Raw genomic sequence first — 20,111 nt, 5'->3', positions numbered from 1 at the left:
GCGGGACCGGGCAGCGGGCGATCGGTTGCCGGAGGCCGGCCGAACTACCGCCCGAGCGCGGTCAGTTGACCTTGATCTCGTTGTAGACCGGGACGCTGAAGGCGTTGAGCCGTACGTCGCTGAGCCGGTCCGAGTAGCCGGCGTTGCCGTTCTGGTACCAGAGCGGGATGCCCGGCATGTCCTTCGCGAGCACCTTCTCGGCGTCCTGGAAGGTGGCGACGGCCTTGGCCTGGTCGGACTCGGCGTTGGCCCGGTCGACCAGGTCGTCGAACTCCTTGCTGCTGTACTCGCCGTCGTTGGAGGAGGCGTTGGTGTAGAACATCGGCTGGAGGAAGTTCTGGATCAGCGGGTAGTCCATCTGCCAGCCGGCCCGGAACGGACCGCGCATCTGCCGGTCGGTGATCTTGTTCCGGAAGTCGGCGAAGGTGCCGATGGAGGTGCCGACGCAGGCGTTCTCCTTGTCCAGCGCGTTGTTGATGCTGTTGCACACCGCGTCCACCCAGTCCTTGTGCGAGCCGGTGTCCGCGTTGTACGTGATCGTCATCTTGCCGCCGGGCAGCCCGCCGCCCTCCTCGATGAGCTGCTTGGCCTTCTTCGGGTCGTACTCGCACGCCTCGCCGCACAGCCCGGACTTGTAGCCGCCGTCCGCGCCGAGCACGGGCGAGGTCCAGTCGGTGGCCGGGGTGCGGGTCTTCTCGAAGATCCGCTCGGTGATCTGCGCGCGGTCGATGGCCATCGACAGACCGCGCCGCACCTTGTCCGAATCGGCCTTGTTCCACCGCTTGTCGTACATCGGGAAGGTCAGCGTCTGGATGATGCCGGCCGGCTGGTTGATGTACCGGTCGCCCAGGTCCTGCTTGACGTTCTTGAGCTGGGCGGCGGGGATGTCGTCGGCCAGGTCCAGGTTGCCGCCCTGGAGGTCGGTGTAGGCGGTGCCGACGTCGGTGTACACGCGCAGTTCGACGCCGCCGTTCTGCGCCTTGTCCGGCCCGGAGTACTTGTCCCACTTCTTGAGCTTCATGGCCGAGCCCTTCTTGTACGAGCCGACCATGTACGGGCCGTTGCCGACGGGCTTGCTGATCCAAGCGTCGTGGTCGTCGAAGAAGGCGCGGGGCAGCGGGGCGAACGCGGCGTACCCGAGCGTCTGCGGCCAGGTGGAGAACTTCTGGGTGAGCGCGACGGTGAAGGTGGTGTCGTCCTTCACGCGCAGTCCGGAGAGGGTCTTGGCGGTGGCCTTGCCTGAGGTCGGGTGGACCTTGTCGTAGCCCTGGATGTACTCGAAGAAGTAGGCGTTCTTCTGCTTGTTGTCGAGCAGTGCGCCGTAGTTCCAGGCGTCCACGAAGGACTTGGCCGTCACCTTCTCGCCGTTGCTGAAGGTCCAGCCCTTCTTGATGGTGACGGTGTAGTTCTGGGCGTCCTTGGTCTCGATCTTCTCGGCCAGCATGTCCTGGGCCTTGCCGGTCTTCGGGTCGTACCGCTTGAGCCCGCGGAAGATCATGTCCAGCACCTTGCCGCCCTGGACCTCGTTGGTGTTCGCGGGCTCCAGCGGGTTCTGCGGGTCGCCCCAGGAGGCCCGCACGGTGCCCGACCCGTCGCCGCCCCCGCCACCGCTGTCGCCGCCACCGCCACAACCGGTCGCCACCAGGGCGACGGTCAGCCCACACCCCGCCCACGTGGCACGCCTGACTCCGCGCATGGCGTCCTCCTCAAGGTCCCGGACCACACTTAGGACCCGATATCACCCCGAATGATCTTGAACCGCACGCCAGGGGGAGCCATCCGGGGTGGGGGGTGGGCCATCCGGGGCCCGCGGGTACGCCGCGGACGGCCGCGGCATCCGGCGCGTGAGCCGTCGCCGCCCGGGTACTCGCGCCGCCGTGTCCGCTCCCCGTACGACGGCGCCCGGCCCGGGCCCCGCAGGCCGGCGGGTGGGCCCGGGCGCGCGGTCCGGGCCCACCGGTGCGGCCGGCCGGTGCCGACCGGGTGCGCCGTGGCCCCCTCCCCCGAGTGCACCGCCGGAGGTGCCGTTGGACTGAACCCCGCACGCCCGCCCGTTTGGCGTCCGCTCCGCACGGCCAAGGCTGTGGCGTTGCCGGCACCGGATACCGCACCAGACCGCCCCCAGGCACGGAGGAACGATGGGCAAGCCCCACCCGATGAAGGCAGCGGCCGAGAAGCTGGCCGCCGCACTGCGCGACGACGACGCCGGGCCGACGGACGGAATCCCCGGCAAACCGAGCAGCGAGACGCCACCGGTCGACGAGCCGACCGAGCCCCGCGACCCACTGCCTCCCAAACCCGACCAGGGGGCGCCGGCCACGGTCAGCCCCACCGGCCAGCCCACCGGCGCCGACCCGTCGACGGCGGCCCAGGCCGGCCCGTACCTGACGACCGCCCAGGGCGCGCGGCTGTACGAGAGCGACAAGTCGCTCAAGGCGGGCCCACGCGGCCCCGTCCTGCTCCAGGACCACCACCTTCGCGAGAAGATCACCCACTTCGACCACGAGCGCATCCCCGAGCGCGTGGTGCACGCGCGCGGCGCGGCGGCGCACGGCGTGTTCCAGGGGTACGGGACGGCGGCGCGGGTCACCAAGGCGGCGTTCCTGGCCGACGGGGTGCAGACGCCGGTGTTCGTGCGGTTCTCCACGGTGCTCGGCTCACGCGGCTCGGCCGACACCGTGCGCGACACCCGCGGGTTCGCCACGAAGTTCTACACCACCGAGGGCGTGTGGGACCTGGTCGGCAACAACATCCCGGTCTTCTTCATCCAGGACGCCATCAAGTTCCCGGACGTCATCCACGCCGGCAAGCCGCACCCGGACCGGGAGATCCCGCAGGCGCAGAGCGCGCACGACTCGTTCTGGGACTTCGTCTCGCTGCACACCGAGGCCACCCACCACACCCTGTGGAACATGTCCGACCGCGGCATCCCGCGCTCGTACCGGATGATGGAGGGCTTCGGCGTCCACACCTTCCGGCTGGTCAACGCCGAGGGCCGGACCACGCTGGTGAAGTTCCACTGGAAGCCGAAACTGGGCGTGCACTCGCTGGTGTGGGAGGAGGCGCAGCTCATCGGGGGGATCGACCCCGACTTCCACCGCCGCGACCTCGCCGATGCCATCGAGGCGGGCGCCTTCCCGCAGTGGGAGTTGGGCATCCAGACCTTCCCCGACACCCCGGAACAGAGCTACCGGGGCATCGACCTGCTCGATCCGACCAAGATCGTCCCGGAGGAGATCGCGCCCGTGCAGCCGATCGGGCTGCTGACGCTGACCGCCAACCCCACCAACTTCTTCGCCGAGACCGAGCAGGTCGCCTTCCACCCCGGCCACCTCGTCCCGGGGATCGACATCACCGACGACCCGTTGCTCGCCGGGCGGCTCTTCTCGTACCTGGACACCCAGATCACCCGGCTCGCCGGCCCGAACTTCGGGCAGATCCCGATCAACCGCACCCACGCACCGGTCAACGACATGCTGCGGGACGGCTTCCACCAGGACGCGGTGCACCGCGGGGTGGCCCCCTACCGGCCCAACTCGCTCGACGGCGGCTGCCCGTTCCTGGCCGGCGCGGACACCGGGGCCTACGTCGAGGTGCCGGTGCCGGTGCCGGCCGCGCACAAGGTCCGCGGGGCGCCGCCCTCCTTCGACGACCACTTCAGCCAGCCGCGGCTGTTCTGGCAGAGCATGACGGACGTGGAGCGCGAGCACATCATCGCCGCGTACACCTTCGAGCTCGGCAAGTGTGACGAACAGGCCGTCAAGGAGCGGCAGCTCCGGGTGCTCGCCAACATCGACCCGGAGCTGTGCGAACAGGTCGCCACCGGCCTCGGGCTGCCGGTGCCCGAGCCCACCGAGCCGCCGACCCCCGCCGAGGCGAGCCCGGCCCTGTCCCAACTCGGCCGGACGTGGCCGCTGGACGGCCGGATCGTCGGCGTCGTCATCGGCGGCGCGGGCGACCTGGAGGGGGTGCGCGCGGTGCGCCGGGCGGTGCTGGAGGCGGGCATGGTGCCGCTGGTCGTCGCACCGTCGGGCGGCCAACTCGACCCGACGGGCGAGCCGATCGCCATCCAGCGCTCGTTCGCCACCGCCCGCTCCACCGAGTTCGACGCGCTGCTGCTGGCCGGCGTGCCGGGCCCGGGCGCGGACGGCTACGGGGCGAGGGACGCCAAGGCGGGCGGCGCCGACGCGGCCCGCGCTGCGGCGTCCGACCCGCGGGTGCTGCTGTTGCTCGCGGAGGCGTACCGGCACGGCAAGGCGATCGGCGGCTGGGCCGGCGCGGAGACGGTACTGGAGGCGGCGGGTGTGCCGACCGAGGCGCCCGGCGTGGTCGTCGGCGAGAGCGGCGGGGCCACCCTCGACCGGATCACGGAGTTGCTGGCCGACCACCGGGTGTGGGAACGGTTCACGCCCGCCATCTGAGAACGGGACCGGGATGGTGCGCACGGGGCGCGGGGGCCCGGGCCGCGGGGGCCCGGGCCCGGGGCGGGAGGCGGGCCGGGACGAGAGCCGGGGGCGGGCCGGGGCGCACCCGCGACGGCGCCGACCGCCGAACCGCCCCACCACCGCCGGGAATACGCACCGCCGACCCGGGTATCCGCGAAGCGGACGCCGATCGTCCCCTGCGGCGGCGCCACCGACGAAGGGAGCTCCCGTGCTGATGGCCCACCCCGCGGTCCTCAAACGGCTCGTCGAGCAGTACGAGACGTTGCGCGCCCTGCACGCCGAGGCCGGTGACGAGGCGGCACGGCAGCGCATGGACGACGTGGCGTACACGCTGTGCGTCTCCACCGGCACCCGTGACGTGGACACCGCGCTGATCACCGCGCGCTACCGGCTCCCCGGCGCCCGCGTGCACGACGATTCGTTGCTGAGCACCGCGGGCGACCACGAGCCGGCCCAACCGGTCCCCGACGGGGCCTGAGCCGCAACGGGCCGGCCCGCAGCAGGCCGCCCACCGACGACCGCTACCCAGGGCCCCGGACCCGCCCCGGCGCCGGGAACCGCACCCCCGTACGGTGCCCGGCGCCGGGCCCGCCGGGACCCGTAGCGGCCTCATCCGTCAGCGCCCGTGTGCCCACCCCCGGCACACGGGCGCTGGCCCGTACCCGCGCCGGGCACGCCGCCCCTCCCCGTACCAACCTCCCGCCCCAGAAATCTCCCTTGTCCCACCGGACCGGGATGGGAGACCGTGAGCGCAGCTCAGCCGGCAACGGGGCCGGACGGGGAAGACCGGCGCGGGACCGCGCGGTGAAGCGGTGGAGGAGAGCGATGTTCGCGATATCACTGGGGGACGACGGTGCGGAGCTGCGGCCGTTGGAGCCGTGGCACGCCGAGGAGTACCTGGCCCACCTCGACCGCTCGCGCGAGCACATCGGCCGGTACGTGCCGCTGCCGGACCGGGCGACCGACGTGCCGTCGGCGCGGGCCTACCTCCAGCGGTACGCGGACAGCCAGGCGGCCGACGCCGGCCGCTTCTACGGCATCTGGCTCGACGGCACCCTGGTCGGCGGGGTCCTCTTCTTCGCGTTCGACGCGGCCCAGGGCACCTGCGAGCTCGGCTGCTGGCTGGAGGAGTCCGCCACCGGCCGCGGCCTGATCACCCGCGCCCTGCGCCACCTCGTCGACTGGGCCGTGGACGTCCGCGGCATCCACCGCGTGGAGTGGCACGCCGCCTCCCGCAACACCGCGAGCCTGGCCGTCGCCCAACGCCTCGGCATGCAGCGCGAGGGCGTCCTCCGCGAGAGCTTCGTACACCGCGGCGAACGGCTCGACATGGAGGTCTGGGCGGTATTCGCCCCACAGTGGCGCACGCATCGGGAGTCGCTGGGGCGGGGGTGAGGGGGGGAAGCGTGTGGCGCCGCTGACGAGCGGTCACCCCGGCGGGTGGGTCCCTCAACCTGCCGGCCGGTGGTCTCCCGGCGTCTCACCCACGGGCGGCGATGCGCTCGCCGAGCTCGGCGGCGGCCGGACAGTCGGGGATGCCGGGCAGGCGGGCGGCGATGTTGGTCAGACCGTCGTTGATCCGCACGGACTGCACGCCTTCGGCGCAGTCGAGGAACTCGCCCCAACTGGACAGTGCCGCCTCGGTGTTGCCGCGCCTGAGCTGGACCTGGCCGAGGTCGGCGAGCACGATCGCCCGCGTCCTCCTCCGGTCGAGGCCGTGAATGTCGAGAGCGAGGTGGAGGTGTTCCTCGGCGGCGGCGAGGTCACCTAGCTGGGTGTGGATCATGCCGGACTCGTGCGCCCACCGGCCGTGGCTGTAGTGGCTCGCCCAGGACTGCCCCGGCAGGGCCGGCGCGTGTTCGATCGCGGCCTGGGCAGAGGTGAGGAGCCTCACGGCGGTGGCGTGATCGCCGTCGGCGGCTGCCGCGCGGGCGTAGGTGTTGCGGTAGTACGCGAGCGCCTTCGGGTTGGTCAGCCTCCGGCCCCGCTGCTCGCACGCCTCGGCGAGCCGTACGGCGGTGGGGACGTGCCCGAGGTCGATGGCCTGGTCCGCGAGCCCGCGTAGGGCAGTGGCGGCGAGTTCGCTCTCGCCGGCCTCGGCTGCGAGCCGATAGCTGTGCAGGTGGTACTTCTGGCTCAGGCCCTGATTACCCTCGTCGCGGGCCATCCAGCCGATCAGATGCACCAGCTCGCTGGTGGCGGCGAACAGCTCCCGCCCGGTCTTCTCCGTGTAGCGGCCGTCCAACCAGCGTTTGACGTCCACCGTCAGGTAGCGGACCGCGAGGTGACGAGCGTGGCCGCCGCCGAGCTCAGAGGCGGCGTCCCCCAGGGTGGTGGTCATCGTGCGGACCGCGCCGACCTCACCCATGCCGACGCCAACGGGACCGGGCCGGTTCGCACGACGGGTGACCGCCTCGGCGTCGGGCAGGTCGAGCGCGGCCAGGCCGACAGCGGCGGACGCCGCGAGGAACTGCCGTCGGTCCACGTCGGTGCCTCCCAGGAGCATGACCGCGGTCACGGTGTCGGCGGACTGGCCCCCATTGTCCTCGGACAGATCGATGCGCAAGACCTGTTCGATGAACGGCAGCCACACCCGGGGGGACCCGTCTGCCCTTCTCCCACCGGTAGACCTGCTGTCGGTCGAGAAACCCCGCCTTCCCCCAACGCGCCGCTGACAGCTCGTCCGCAAGCTTCTCCTGGCTGCACCTGGGCCGCCGTGCTTCACGTGCGGCGCGGATGCGTTCCCCGATGGTCATGTCCGGCCCGATCGTCCGTCGTGCTGGTTCACAACTGGCCTACAGCTGGCAGACATTCTGGCAGCTCCCCACGGACCGCGTCCGCCTGTTGACTGGTGGTCACCAGCCCGGCGCCACGGACAGCCGGGCAGCCAACGGAAGGAAGCCCGCCGTGGACGAGAACACGACCCCCGTCTACCAGCCCCCCGTCGTCCTCGACGCCGGCGCCGCCGTCGAGGTGACGCTGGGCACCAACAACTTCGACACCGCCGACGACACTCAGTACAAGAACGCCTGACCCGCGCAAGGCCGGGGCCCGGTGGGGATCGAGTACCACACCCTGACCCCGGCAAGGAGGCCCGGGCCTGCTTCGCATCCGTGCTGGGGCACGGGGGCGGGCCGGCCCGGCGCCTTCGCCTCCCGACGCGTACGGAGAAAGGAGAGGCCGATGAGGTGGAGCGCGGGATGGTATGGGGCGGTCCGGAGCGACCGCCGGCCCGCTGCGGGCCGGGCGGTCCCCGGCCTGGACAGCACATGGACGTCGGGATGGCCCGCCGCCCGAATCAACGTCGTGTGCGACGAGTGGGCGGCGCTGGCGGTGATCGGCGAGTGCGGCGCCGACCAGGCCCGGCTCCGGGATGCGCTACCGGCCGTACGGGCGAAGGGTTGGCGGGCGCTGACGCGCTGGCCCGGCTCGTACCTCGTCGTGGCCCGCAGCGGCGAGGTACTGGCGGTGGTCGGGGACCTGGCCGGGCAGCATCCGGTGTACTACCGGACCGGTGCGGCCGGCACGTGGTGGTCGACCGCCGCGTCCACGCTCGCTGCGCTGGACGGCGCACCCGTCGACGTGACCGCGCTCGCCGCCCACCTCGCCTTCGGGCAGCCCGACGTCGTTGCCGGCCGGAGCTTGTTCCGCCACGTGCGGCGGGTGCCCGGTGGGCATCTGCTGCTGCTCGGTCCGGGCGAGGCGGCGGTGGAGCGGTACGAGCCCGTCGCCTACCCGCGGGTGGGCCTGCGCGAGCGGGCCCCCGTGGTGCGGGCCGCACTCGTCGAGGCGGTCGCTGCCCGGGGCGATGGCCGGCCGGTCAGCGCGGATCTGGCGGGGCTGGACTCCACCACGCTCGCCTGCCTGGCCGCCCGGCGGGGGCCGGTGACCGCGGTGACGTTCGCCGACGAACGCCTGCGTGACGACGACCTCGTGTTCGCGGTCCGCACCGCGGCCACCGTGCCGGGGCTCACCCACCGCACGGTCCCCGGCTCCACGGGCACGGTGTACTACGCCGGGCTTGACGACCTGTCGGGGCTGCCGGTGACCGACGCCCCGAACGCGTACGTGGTCACGGCCGCGATCAAACGGGCCGTCCTGGACGCGGTCGCCGAGAGCACCCCGGGCCCGGGGGTGCACTTCACCGGCGTGGCCGGCGACGCCGTCCTGTCCGCCCCTTCCTCCTACCTGGCGGATCTGCTGCGCGAGCGCAGGCACCGCCGGGCCGTGCGGCACGCACTCACCCACGCTCGGCTGCGGCACACTTCCGCCTTCCGCGTACTCGCCCGGGCCCGCCCGGCTTCCAAGATCGACCTGGCCGGCGCCTGGTGGCAGACGGCCGCCGCACTGCGCCGGCCCGCATGGGACTGGATTCCCCAAGCCCAGCTCCCGCTCGCCTGGACGCCGCTGCTGGCCTCGGCGGACTGGATGACCCACGGCGCCCGGCTGATGCTCGCCGCCGCCGTGGACGAGGCCGCGAACGCACTGACCGAAGTGCCGGCCCGGCTGGCCGAGTGGTCCGACCGGCAGGACCTCGCACGGGTCGGCGCGGACAGCGCCGGATGGCGGGCGCTCGCGCTCACCGGACACGGCATCGAGTTGGCCGCCCCGTTCCTGGACAACGAGGTGATCCGGGCCTGCCTCGCCGTCCCCGCGGACGAGCGCGGCGCCCCCGGCACCTACAAGCCGCTGCTGAACGCAGCGTTCGCCGGCAGCCGGGTACTGCCCGGCTCCGTGCTGGCCCGTACGACGAAGGGCGGGTTCAACGCGCTCGCGTACGCGGGTCTGCGCGACAACGCCCCTGTTCTGATGGCCCTGTTGGGGCCGTCGTCACAGTTGGCCGCACTCGGGTTGGTGACCGAACGACCCGTCGCCGACGCGCTCGCCCGGGCCTCAGCCGGGCAACCCACCGCCCAGGGGGCCCTGCACCTGGTGGTGGCCGCCGAGGTGTGGCTGCGGCAGCACGCCGCCGCACCAACCTGGTGGGAGGAGAGGAGCAGCCGTGTGGCAACTGCGTGAAGGCGCCCACCCCGTGCTCACCGACGAGGGTGGCGCGATCCTCAGCGAGCAGACCGGGCGCTGGACTCATTTGACGCCTACCGCGTCGGCCGCGCTGATGCTCCTGCTCACCTCCACCAGCCAGGAAGAAGCCACTGATCGGTACGCCGAGCGGTACGGCATTGGCGCCGGGCAGGCCGCCGCCGACGTCCGCACGGTCGCCGAGGCGCTGGTCGCACAGGGCCTCGCCCTGAACGGCCAGGCGCCAGCCCGGCCGCGCCGCCTGCGGTGGGGGTGGCCGTCGTGACCAGCATGGAGGCGTACTCCACCGCCCGCACCGGCACGCATCGCGAACGCCTGGCCGCCGCGGCAGGGTTCGCGCTCGCCCTGGTGCTGCTGCGACTGCCCTTCCGGCACACCGTGCGGGCCGTCCGTCTCGCCCGCCGCCCGGGCCGGCGCGAGCTCGAAGCGGCCCAGGCCACGGCCGTGGTCAGCGCCGTACGGCACACCGCCCGCTGGTGGCCCGGGCGGGCCGCTTGCATGGAGACCTCGCTGGGTGCCGTGCTAGCCGCCGCCCTACTCGGCCGTCGTCTCGACTGGTGTCTGGGGTGCCGGTTCGCCCCGCCGCCGGTCGAGTACCACGCCTGGGCCGCCGTGCCCGGGCACGGCCCCGTCGGCGAGTACACCGCCGCCGGGTGGCACCACCACACCGCCCTGACGGTCTGACCCCGGCAACGGGCCCCGGGCGCGTGTCCTTCACCCGCCCGGAGGAGTTGTCGCATACGAGTACCCGTAGCCGCGCCAAGGAGTGAGCAGTGACCACCGTCACCGACGCCGCCACGACCGTCCCCGAACGTCACTACACCCACCACGACGGCCGCGGCGCCACCCCGCACCGCTCCAACCCGGCCGTGATCCACCGCGAGCTCACCACCCTCGATGTCCACACCGGTATGAACGTCGTCGAGTTCGGTACCGGCTCCGGCTATTCCGGCGCCCTGCTCGCCGAACTCGTCGGTCCCCATGGCGCGGTGACCAGCCTCGACATCGCCGCCTACCTCGTGCGCTGGGCGAACCTCATCCACCACGAGCGCGGACTCGACCACATCCGCTGCCATGTCGCCGACGGCACCGCCGGCTTCGCGGAATCCGCCCCGTACGACCGGATGGTGGCCTGGTGCACCCCGCCCCTGCTGCCGCAGGCGTGGGTGGACCAGGTCGCCGACGGCGGCGTGATCGTCGCCCCGCTCCCGATCGCGGCCGTCCCCCACCTGACCGTGGTCGCCAAGATCCGCGTCACCGACGGCGAGCCGTCCGTCGATGCGGTGTTCAACGGCGGCTACATCGAGGCGACCGGCTCCCCCAAGGACAACCTCGACCTACCGGGTCGGTGGTTGGACTGGGAGAACCGCACCCCGGCCCCGTCCTGGATCTCCATCGCCTGGCGCGAGCACGACGACCGCCTCCGCACCGGCGCCCGCACCGCACTCGCCCGCCTGCTCAGGGACGCCCTCACCGAGCCGTACGACGAGGGCGAACTCGACTGGCCGTCCTGGCGGACCTTCGCCGCCGCCCAGGCCGACCCTCAGCTCACCATGGCCGGCCTCACCCCGGGCCTGTCAGCCATCGGGCACTCCACTACGACCACGGCCGCCGTCCTCCAGCAGGACGGAACGGTCCTCGCCGACCGCCCCGGCTCCTCGTCTCTCGCTGTCCTGCGCGGCTGGCTGGCCGCCTGGGAAGAAGCCGGCCGCCCCGCCCCCGAGACCTACAGCCCGGTGCTCACCCGAGGTACCGACGGCTGGCACCTGCGACTTTCCCGCTAGGCCGCCGCAGGCCCTCGAACCCCTGGTGCCCGGGCGAGAAGGGGGACGGCCCCCGCCCGGGCACCTGGCAAACCTCCGTCACCGCTGGCCGTCGGCCCCCACCGGGGCCGAAATCGCTTGATCCACACCGCCGCTCCGGGGCACGCTGGGCGGTGGTCCGCCGCGGGGCTGGCCGGTTGTCGGGGCGATGTGTGGAGGATGCGATGTTCGCGATACCGCTGGGGGACGACGGCGCGGAGCTCCGGCCGCTTGAGCCCTGGCACGCCGAGGAGTACCTCGCGCACATCGATCGTTCCCGCGCGCACATCGGCCGCTACATCGGGCTCGCCGACGCCGCCGCCGACCTGCCGGCGGCCCGCGCGTTCCTCCAGTCGTACGCGGAGAAGCTGGCGGCCGACCGCGGGCGCATCTACGGCATCTGGCTGGAGGGCACGCTCGTCGGCGGCGTGCTGTTCCGCACCTTCGACGCGGCGCAGGGCACCTGCGAGGTCGGCTGCTGGCTGGAGGAGTCCGCCACCGGCCGCGGCCTGATCACCCGCGCCCTGCACCATCTCATCGACTGGGCCGTGGACGTCCGCGGCGTGCACCGCGTGGAGTGGCACGCGGACTCGGCCAACGCGGCGAGCCTGAAGACCGCCGCGCGCCTCGGCCTCAGCCGCGACGCCGTGCTGCGCAGCAGCTTCGTCCGGCACGGCGAGCGCCGTGACGCCGAGGTGTGGTCGGTGCTGGCCCCGGAGTGGCGCGCGCACCGGGAGACGCTGAACCGCGGCTGAACCGGCCCCGCCGGCTTGCCACAGATGAGAACCCAACTGCCGCGCAACGTACGCCCGTTGGCGACGGCGGCGTCAGCCGCCTGACCCGGTGGGACCCGACCAGCCGTTAGCCCGCCCCGCTCCGGGGCATCCGAAGAGGGTTCTCCCCCGATTCGGACGGCCCTGGAGGTGCGGCATGGGGACGATGACTGCGGTACGGGAAGGCCGGGGCGCGGCCCGCAAGGCGGCGAACAGTACGGCCATGGACGCCGCCGCCCGCTGGGGGCTGGCCGCCCGCGGCGTGCTCTACTGCCTCGTCGGGCTGCTCGCGCTGCGCATCGCCTTCGGCGGCGGCGAGCAGGCCGACAACGGCGGCGCCCTGCGTGAACTCGGCAGACAGCCCTTCGGCGGCTTCCTCATCTGGGCCGTCGGCGCGGGCATCGCCGGCCTCGCCCTGTGGCGCCTGTCGGAGGCGCTGTTCGGGGCGGCCGGGCCGGACGGGCACACCGCCCGCAAGCGGCTGGCGTCCGCCGGGCGCGCCGTGTTCTACGCGTTCACGGCGTACTCGATGATCTCCTTCGCCCTCACCGACCGGGGCAGCGGGTCCAGCGACGAACGCTCCCGCGACGTGACGGCCGACGCCCTGGGCTGGCCCGCCGGGCAGTGGCTGGTGGCCGGCGCCGGGCTGGTGGTGGCGGGCGCCGGGGTGTGGATTCTCCTGCGGGCCGCCCGGCGCTCGTTCCACAAGCACCTCAAGCACGCGCGGATGTCCCGGGCCGCGCGGCGGGCGGTCGACGTGCTGGGCGTCGTCGGTGGGGTGGCGCGGGGCGCGCTGTTCGCGGTGGCCGGTGCCTTCGCCGTACGGGCGGCGCTGGACTACGACGCGGGGCAGGCGAAGGGCATGGACGACACCCTGCGCAGCTTCGCCGACACCCCGGCCGGCCCGTGGCTGCTGGCGGCGATCGCCGTGGGCCTCGTGCTGTTCGGGTTCTTCTCGCTGGCACTGGCGCGGTGGCGACGGGTGTGAGCAGCAGCCGGGGGCGGCATCTACGCACGCCGGCCCCCGCGCCGTCCTGCGGCCGGCCCGTACGAGAACGCCCCGCGCCCACGCCGACCGCGCCTGCGGACGCCCCGCAGGGCCCCTACGCACCGGGCGCCCGGGCCGAAAGATCGGCCCGGGCGCCCGGTGGGACTTCTCCGGTGCCCGCCGCAGCGGCGGGCGTCACGGCTCACGCGTGGACGACGTCCTTCTCCTCCGCGAAGTGGCACGCCGACTCGTGTGCCGCGGGGGTGTTCTTGCCCACGAAACGCTGCGGGATCGCGAGCAGCGGGACCTCCTTGGAGCACTTGTCCTCCGCCTTCCAGCAACGGGTGCGGAAGCGGCAGCCGGAGGGCGGGTTGGCCGGCGAGGGGACGTCTCCGGAGAGGATGATCCGCTCGCGGCCGTCGCGGGCGTCGGGGTCGGGGACCGGGACGGCCGACAGCAGCGCCTGGGTGTAGGGGTGCGTCGGGTGGTCGTAGATCTCGACGTCCGTACCGATCTCGGCCATCTTGCCCAGGTACATCACGCCGACCCGGTCGGAGATGTGCCGGACGATGGACAGGTCGTGCGCGATGAAGATGTAGGACAGGTTGAACTCGTCCTGGAGCTTCTCCATCAGGTTGATGACCTGCGCCTGGACCGACACGTCCAGGGCCGAGACCGGCTCGTCGCAGATGATGATCTCCGGGTTGAGCGCCAGGCCGCGGGCGATGCCGATGCGCTGGCGCTGACCGCCGGAGAACTGGTGCGGGTACCGGTTGATGTACTCCGGGTTGAGGCCCACCACGTCCAGGAGTTCCTGCACCTTGCGGCGCCGGTCGCCCTTGGGCGCGACCTCCGGGTGGATGTCGAAGGGCTCCCCGATGATGTCGCCGACCGTCATGCGCGGGTTCAGCGAGGTGTACGGGTCCTGGAAGACCATCTGGATGTTGCGGCGTACGGCCTTCAGCGCGCGGCCGGACAGCTTGGTGATGTCCTGGCCCTTGTAGAAGACCTCGCCCGCGGTCGCCCGCTCCAGCGTCATGAGCAGCTTGGCGACGGTGGACTTGCCACAGCCGGACTCGCCCACGATGCCCAGCGTCTCGCCCTGGTACAGGTCGAAGGAGACGCCGTCGACGGCCTTGACCGCGCCGATCTGCCGCTTGAAGAGGATGCCCTGGGTCAGCGGGAAGTGCTTCATCAGGTTGCGGACCTGGAGGATCGGCTCACCGCGCTCGACCGGCGCGTCCAGCACCGCCTCCACCTCGGCCTCGGTCGTGGCGTCCACGACCTCCACCTTGGTGACGTTGGGGGTGGTGTCCGGCGACGCGCCCTTCTGGCCGGCCGCCTCGTCCTTCTTTCCGGGGTCAGCCATGGATCGTCTCCTTCCAGAAGTGGCACGCACTGCCGCGGCCCGGCAGGTCGGCGCCGTCCCGCTCGGTCACCGGGTGCAGCGCGGGCACCTCGGTACGGCAGATGTCCTGCGCCTTGGGGCAGCGCGGGTTGAACGCACAGCCCGTGGGGATGCGCGTCAGGTTGGGCGGCAGGCCCTTGATCGCGTACAGCTCCTGGCCCTTCTGGTCCAGGCGCGGGATCGAGTCGAGCAGGCCGCGGGTGTAGGGGTGCGCGGGGCGCTTGTAGAGCTCGTGCACGGGCGCGGTCTCCACGATGCGGCCCGCGTACATCACCGCGATCTTGTCCGCGACGTCGGCGACCACGCCGAGGTCGTGGGTGATCAGGATGAGCCCCATGTTGTACTCGCTCTGCAACTCCGCGAGCAGGTCCATGACCTGGGCCTGCACGGTGACGTCGAGAGCGGTGGTGGGCTCGTCCGCGATGATCAGGTCGGGTTCCAGCGCCATCGCCATGGCGATCATGATGCGCTGGCGCATACCGCCGGAGAACTGGTGCGGGTAGTCGTTCACCCGGTCCTTGGCGGCGGGGATGCGGACCCGGTCCATCAGCTCGATGGACTTGGCCTTGGCGGCCTTGCGGGACAGCCCCTGGTGCACCCGGAACATCTCGCCGAGCTGGTAGCCCACGGAGAGCACCGGGTTCAGCGAGGAGAGCGCGTCCTGGAAGATCATCGCGATCTTCCGGCCGCGGATCTGCCGGCGCGCCTCGTTGGACATGGTGAGCATGTCCTCGCCGCGGAACCGGATCTCGCCCTGCGGGATGCGGCCCGGCGGCATGTCGAGGATGCCCATGATGGCCTGGGCCGTCACGGACTTGCCGGACCCGGACTCGCCGAGCACGGCCAGCGTCTCGCCGGCTCGCACGCTGTAGTTCACGCCGTTGACGGCCTTGACCAGGCTGTCGCGGGTCTTGAACTCGACGTGCAGGTCCCGTACTTCGAGCAGCGGGGTGTTGCCGTCGTCCTCGATGCGCCGGCTGGGGGCGCTCGCGGTCTTGTCGATGGTGGTCACGTACGCCTCCCTCAGCGCAGCTTGGGGTCGAGGGCGTCGCGCACCGCGTCGCCGAGCATGATGAACGCGAAGACGGTCAGGGTCAGCATGCCGGCCGGGAAGAACAGGGCGTGCGGGTTGTTCCGCACCACCTGGGACGCGGTCGAGATGTCGATGCCCCAGGAGACCGTCGGCTCCGCGAGACCCATGCCCAGGTACGACAGGGTCGCCTCGGCCGAGATGTACCCGCCGAGCGCGATGGTCGCGACGACGATCACCGGTGCCATGGCGTTCGGCAGGATGTGCCGGAGCAGGATGCGGCCGGTGCCGGCGCCGAGCGCCTTGGCCGCCATCACGTAGTCCGCCTGCTTGGTGGTGATGACCGAACCGCGCATGACGCGGGCGATCTGGGTCCAGCCGAGGAAGGCCAGCGCGCCGATGACGACCGGCACCGAGCGCTCGGTGAACGCGTTCAGCACGACGAGGGCGCCGAGCAGGAACGGGATGCCGAAGAACACGTCGGTGATGCGGGACAGCAGGGCGTCGAGCCAGCCGCCGAAGTAGCCGGCGAGCATGCCCATCAGGCCACCGAAGATGGTGACCAGCGCGGTGACGCCGACGCCGACCTCGATGGAGGCGCGGGTGCCGTACACGACGCGGGCGTAGATGCTGCGGCCCTGGTTGTCATAGCCGAACCAGTCGGGCGAGAAGAACTTCCCCAGCTCCGGCTTGCTCAGGTAGTGGTTCTGGAGGTCGGCGTCCCGCGGCCCGGCGCTGGTGAACCAGCCGGGGAAGAAGGCCATGACCATCAGCAGCAGCACGAGCAGCGCCGAGATGATGAAGAAGGGGTTGCGGCGCAGGTCGCGCCAGGCGTCGCCCCACAGGCTGCGCACCTTCTCGGGCGCGGCGTCGGCCACCGCGGCCGTGGCCGTGGCCTTGGTGGTGTCGGCTGCCTTGGGCGCCGAGGAGTCCGGCGTCTTGGTGATGTCAGGCATAGCGAATCCTCGGGTCCAGGACCGCGTACAGCAGGTCGATGATCAAGGACATGGCGAGGTAGACGAAGACCAGGCAGGTCACGATGCCCACCACGGTGCTTCCCTCGCGTCGGAGCAGCCCCTGATAGAGCGCACCGCCCACGCCCTGGACGTTGAAGATGCCCTCGGTGACGATGGCGCCGCCCATCAGCGCACCCAGGTCGGTGCCGAGGAAGGTGACGACGGGGATCAGCGAGTTGCGCAGCAGGTGGTTGACGACGATGCGCCGCTTGGGCAGGCCCTTGGCCAGTGCGGTGCGCATGTAGTCGGCGCGCAGGTTCTCGGCGACGGTGGTGCGCGTCAGCCGGGCCACGTAGGCCAGCGACAGCGAACCGAGCACGATGCCTGGTAGCACGAGTTGTTGGATGTCCAGCGAGTCCTGGACCGTTGGCTTGGTCCATTGCAGCTCGTTGCCGAACACCGTCTGGCAGATGTACGCCAGCACGAAGACCGGGATCGAGATGACGAGCAGGGTCAGCACCAGCACGGCGCGGTCCACGACCTTGCCGCGCTTCATGCCCGCGAAGACGCCCAGGACGAGTCCGAGGATCATCTCGAAGAGGAGCGCGATCAGCGCGAGCCGAATGGTGACCGGGAAGGCGTCGCCCAGGATCTCGGAGACCGGACGGCCGCCGACCGTGGTTCCGAAGTCGCCCTGGAAGAGGCCCTTCATGTAGTCGAGGTACTGCTGCCACAGCGGGTCGTCGAGCCCGTACTCATGACGGAGCGCGGCAAGCTGTGTGGGGTCGGGCTCCTTGTCGCCCCAGAGCGCCCGGATGGGGTCGCCGGGCAGGGTCCGGACCATGAAGAAGATGAGAAAAGTCGTCCCGATAAACACCGGGATCATCTGGAGCAGTCGCCGCGCGACGTATCGCCCCATCGTGCCTCCGTCCTGGGGTCGGCCGAAAGCAGCCGTGTTCCTGGTAAGGAACCGGCTGCCCCCGTGGCCCAAGGGGCGCCCGGTTCGGGGCGCCCCCTGGCATCAGCGTCCGACGATTACTTCTGCTTCACCGTGATGTCGGTGAGGATCGGGTCGCCCTTCTGGTTGAACTTCACGTTCGAAACGTTCTTCGAGTAACCAGAGTTGACCTTGTAGTACCAGAGCGGAATGGCCGGGAAGGTGTTCTTGAGCTGCTGCTCGGCCAGGTTGTACTCCTTGGCCGACTCTTCCAGCGTCTTGGCGTTGTCCGCCTTCTTCACCAGGTCGTCGAACTTCTTGTCCGAGAAGGCGCCCTTGTTACCGGCGACGCCGGTGCCGTACAGGTCCCGGAGGAAGTTGCCGTTGAACGGGTAGTCCAGCACCCAGCCGGACCGGTACATCGACTTGACCTGCTTGTTGTCGCGGGCCTCCAGGTCGGCCTGGAAGTCGGCCTTGCCGTCGCCGACGCACTCGATGCCCACGGCCTTGCGGATGGAACCGCACACCGCGTCGACCCACTCCTTGTGGCCGCCGTCGGCGTTGTACTGGATCTTGATGGCCTTGTTCGGCACGCCGCCACCGTCGGCGATGAGCTTCTTCGCCTTCTCGGGGTCGTACTTGCAGAACTCACCACAGGCGCCCGGCTGGTAGCCGAGGACGTCCTTGGCGACCCAGCCGGTGGCGGGGACGCGGGTGCCCTGGAGCACCGTCTTGGTGATCGTCTCGCGGTCGATCGCCATCGACAGGCCCTGGATGACCCGGACGTCGATGTCCTTGAACTGGGTGTTGTAGAACGCCGGGTTGATCGTCTGGATCGCCGAGTAGTCCTGGTCGATCGCGCGGTCGCCGAGGTCGCTCTTGTAGTTCGGCAGGTCGTTCGGCGGCACCTGGCGGATGACGTCAACGGCGTCGGAGCGCAGGTCCTGGTACGCGGCCTCGGGCTTGGCGTAGTTCTTGAAGATCACGCCGCCGTTCTTGGGCTTGTTGGAGCCCTGGTAGCCGGCGAAGGTCTCGACCTCGATCTGCTTGTTGTGGTCCCACTTCACGAACTTGTAGGGACCGTTGCCGACCGGCTTCTGGCCGTAGCCGTTCGGGTCCTGGAAGAAGCCCGAGGGGAGCGGCGAGAAGACCTCGTAGCCGAGCTTGTACTCGTAGTACGGGACCGGCGTGACGAGCTCGATGGTGAAGGTGGTGTCGTCCACGACCTTCAGGCCCGACATCTTGTCGCTCTTGGCGTCACCCTTCTCCGGGTGGACGTCCTCGTAGCCCTTGATGTCGGCGAACCAGGAGCTGTTCTGCTGGTTGTTCTTGGTGGCAGCCGCCCAGTTCCAGGCGTCCACGTACGACTTCGACGTCACCGTCTCGCCGTTGTGGAACTTCCAGCCCTTCTTGAGCTTGATCGTCCAGAGCTTGTTGTCCTTCGTGGTGACGGACTCGGCGTTCTCCTTGACGATCTTGCCGGTGCCCGCCTCGTAGTCAACGAGGCCCTGGAACAGCGACCGGATGACGGCGCTGCCGTACGACTCCATCGTGTTCGCCGGCTGAAGCGGCTTCTGCGGCTCGCCGTTGTCGAAGACGACCTTGCCACTCTTGTCGACCGGGCCGCTGTTGCCGCCGTCGCTGTCACTGTCGCCGCCGCCGCAAGCCGTCGCGGCCAGCGCCACGACCGCCGCCATCGCGACCCACTTGGCGCTACTGGCACCGCGCATGGGTTTGCCTCCTCAGGAGTCCACTGTCACTACGAGAGAGGGCACCGGATACGCGCTGACACCCCTGACAGCGACATAAGACCCGGCACCCCGAGTGTGCTCGTAGGTCGGCGCTCCCCACAGCGCGTGACCCATTGACCCGAGCTCAATGGACCCCATGATTGAGCACGCCTGGCTCGTAAACCACACTTAAAGGGTCTCGCTTTGGTCACATCACCCGGGGACGGAGTACCGAAATCCGGACAAAGGCATCGCAGACAGACAGCCGCGAAACGGACTGTTAACGCAACATCCGGAACGTCGTCACCGATATCCGAACGCCCGTTGACAGAAAACTTGTTGACTCACGCTGCCCGGGCCTACCACCAGGAACGGCACCGATCGGGCCCGATGCGGACGTTCCGCGGCAACCACGCAACGTAGCGTGAGCCCGCGACGGCAGCCGGAGGCGCTCGCCCGCCCCGCGCCCACCGGCCGCACACGCGGCTGGCTCGCTCGGGCCGCTGCCCGCCTTGCCGGCCGGCCGGGCGTCCGATCGGCTGGCCGGCTGTCTACCCGGCCGCCCGGCCGGCACGCTCGCTGCCTGGCTGCCTGCTTGCCTGGCTTCTGCTTTCTGGCGGAACCGTTCCGGCTGCCCACGGCGGCCGGAACGCACGACGGTGCGCCGTGCCGGTCCCGGCCCGTGACGGCCGGGTCCCCGCACGGGAATCAGCATGATTGTGCCTGCCGGCCGGGCGCTGCACCGCACCGGGGGTGCTTCGGGAGCACACCGGGGGCGCCCCGAGGCACCCCACACGACCACCCGCACCCCGCGCCCCCGCCCACGACCAGGGCGGTCCCACCGGGGGCGGGCAGCGGGCTGGTCTCGTACGGGCCGATGTTGTACGAGCCGCCAGCGCCGTACAGGCCGATGCCGCACGGGCCGGTGCCGTACAGCCTGGTGCCGTACGAATCGCCGCCGTACGAGCCCGGGCACAGCCGTGGGGGGGGGGGGGGGGGGGG

General features: G+C 71.3%; 17 protein-coding genes. 10 read left to right on the top strand and 7 right to left on the bottom strand.

The features are described 5' to 3' along the window. Window positions 1-61: 61 nt before the first annotated feature. Window positions 62-1,696, bottom strand: a complete 1,635-nt coding sequence (locus ACMA1D_RS25215) for a peptide ABC transporter substrate-binding protein (protein ID WP_414726294.1) — start codon at window positions 1,694-1,696, stop codon at window positions 62-64. A gap of 442 nt (window positions 1,697-2,138) precedes the next feature. Between ACMA1D_RS25215 and ACMA1D_RS25210 the strand changes: the two genes are divergently transcribed. From ACMA1D_RS25210 to ACMA1D_RS25200, 3 genes are all read left to right on the top strand, one after another. Next, window positions 2,139-4,421, top strand: coding sequence for a catalase (locus ACMA1D_RS25210; RefSeq protein ID WP_414726293.1), 2,283 nt, complete (start codon window positions 2,139-2,141; stop codon window positions 4,419-4,421). Window positions 4,422-4,653: 232 nt separating this feature from the next. Next, complete coding sequence (locus tag ACMA1D_RS25205) at window positions 4,654-4,923, top strand: DUF5133 domain-containing protein (protein ID WP_414726292.1); 270 nt, start codon at window positions 4,654-4,656, stop codon at window positions 4,921-4,923. A 347-nt stretch (window positions 4,924-5,270) separates the two neighbouring features. Continuing rightward, complete coding sequence (locus tag ACMA1D_RS25200; protein WP_414726291.1) at window positions 5,271-5,840, top strand: GNAT family N-acetyltransferase; 570 nt, start codon at window positions 5,271-5,273, stop codon at window positions 5,838-5,840. 85 nt (window positions 5,841-5,925) lie between these two features. Here the strand turns inward: ACMA1D_RS25200 and ACMA1D_RS25195 are convergent, their stop codons facing one another. Continuing rightward, complete coding sequence (locus ACMA1D_RS25195; RefSeq protein ID WP_414726290.1) at window positions 5,926-7,038, bottom strand: tetratricopeptide repeat protein; 1,113 nt, start codon at window positions 7,036-7,038, stop codon at window positions 5,926-5,928. A 314-nt stretch (window positions 7,039-7,352) separates the two neighbouring features. Between ACMA1D_RS25195 and ACMA1D_RS25190 the strand changes: the two genes are divergently transcribed. The 7 genes from ACMA1D_RS25190 to ACMA1D_RS25160 all read left to right on the top strand — a co-directional run bounded on the left by ACMA1D_RS25190 (window position 7,353) and on the right by ACMA1D_RS25160 (window position 13,048). Beyond that, on the top strand, window positions 7,353-7,478 hold the full coding sequence (locus tag ACMA1D_RS25190; RefSeq protein WP_414726289.1) for a lasso RiPP family leader peptide-containing protein: 126 nt from the start codon (window positions 7,353-7,355) through the stop codon (window positions 7,476-7,478). A gap of 150 nt (window positions 7,479-7,628) precedes the next feature. Further along, on the top strand, window positions 7,629-9,464 hold the full coding sequence (locus tag ACMA1D_RS25185; protein WP_414726288.1) for an albusnodin/ikarugamycin family macrolactam cyclase: 1,836 nt from the start codon (window positions 7,629-7,631) through the stop codon (window positions 9,462-9,464). Continuing rightward, the gene (locus ACMA1D_RS25180; RefSeq protein ID WP_414726287.1) at window positions 9,448-9,750 is read left to right on the top strand and encodes a PqqD family protein; all 303 of its coding nucleotides are present in this window, start codon (window positions 9,448-9,450) and stop codon (window positions 9,748-9,750) included. The genes ACMA1D_RS25185 and ACMA1D_RS25180 overlap by 17 nt, the downstream gene beginning before the upstream one ends. Window positions 9,751-9,755: 5 nt before the next feature. Then, complete coding sequence (locus tag ACMA1D_RS25175) at window positions 9,756-10,169, top strand: lasso peptide biosynthesis B2 protein (RefSeq protein ID WP_414726324.1); 414 nt, start codon at window positions 9,756-9,758, stop codon at window positions 10,167-10,169. Window positions 10,170-10,258: 89 nt separating this feature from the next. Next, window positions 10,259-11,269, top strand: coding sequence for a protein-L-isoaspartate O-methyltransferase family protein (locus tag ACMA1D_RS25170; protein ID WP_414726286.1), 1,011 nt, complete (start codon window positions 10,259-10,261; stop codon window positions 11,267-11,269). A gap of 203 nt (window positions 11,270-11,472) precedes the next feature. Further along, window positions 11,473-12,042, top strand: coding sequence for a GNAT family N-acetyltransferase (locus ACMA1D_RS25165; protein WP_414726285.1), 570 nt, complete (start codon window positions 11,473-11,475; stop codon window positions 12,040-12,042). A 175-nt stretch (window positions 12,043-12,217) separates the two neighbouring features. Beyond that, window positions 12,218-13,048 carry a DUF1206 domain-containing protein gene (locus ACMA1D_RS25160; RefSeq protein WP_414726284.1) on the top strand — a complete coding sequence of 277 codons (831 nt, stop codon included), beginning with the start codon at window positions 12,218-12,220 and terminating at the stop codon, window positions 13,046-13,048. Window positions 13,049-13,250: 202 nt separating this feature from the next. On the opposite strand, the gene ACMA1D_RS25155 is transcribed toward ACMA1D_RS25160, so the two are convergent. The 5 genes from ACMA1D_RS25155 to ACMA1D_RS25135 form a co-directional block, all read right to left on the bottom strand. After that, window positions 13,251-14,417 (bottom strand): ABC transporter ATP-binding protein, encoded by a 1,167-nt coding sequence (locus ACMA1D_RS25155; protein ID WP_414726283.1) that lies wholly within the window; start codon window positions 14,415-14,417, stop codon window positions 13,251-13,253. Continuing rightward, the gene (locus ACMA1D_RS25150) at window positions 14,410-15,468 is read right to left on the bottom strand and encodes an ABC transporter ATP-binding protein (protein WP_414726282.1); all 1,059 of its coding nucleotides are present in this window, start codon (window positions 15,466-15,468) and stop codon (window positions 14,410-14,412) included. The genes ACMA1D_RS25155 and ACMA1D_RS25150 overlap by 8 nt, the downstream gene beginning before the upstream one ends. Window positions 15,469-15,479: 11 nt before the next feature. Then, on the bottom strand, window positions 15,480-16,442 hold the full coding sequence (locus ACMA1D_RS25145) for an ABC transporter permease (RefSeq protein WP_414726281.1): 963 nt from the start codon (window positions 16,440-16,442) through the stop codon (window positions 15,480-15,482). Next, window positions 16,435-17,361: an ABC transporter permease gene (locus ACMA1D_RS25140; RefSeq protein ID WP_414726280.1), complete on the bottom strand. Its 927-nt coding sequence runs from the start codon at window positions 17,359-17,361 to the stop codon at window positions 16,435-16,437. The genes ACMA1D_RS25145 and ACMA1D_RS25140 overlap by 8 nt, the downstream gene beginning before the upstream one ends. Window positions 17,362-17,477: 116 nt before the next feature. Continuing rightward, window positions 17,478-19,109, bottom strand: a complete 1,632-nt coding sequence (locus ACMA1D_RS25135) for a peptide ABC transporter substrate-binding protein (protein WP_414726279.1) — start codon at window positions 19,107-19,109, stop codon at window positions 17,478-17,480. Window positions 19,110-20,111: the final 1,002 nt, after the last annotated feature.

Source organism: Streptomyces sp. 796.1 (genome assembly GCF_047525675.1).
Classification (GTDB): Bacteria; Actinomycetota; Actinomycetes; order Streptomycetales; family Streptomycetaceae; genus Streptomyces.
The sequence above is the reverse complement of the archived record's forward strand: the minus strand, read 5'-3'. Positions and strand labels throughout refer to the sequence as shown.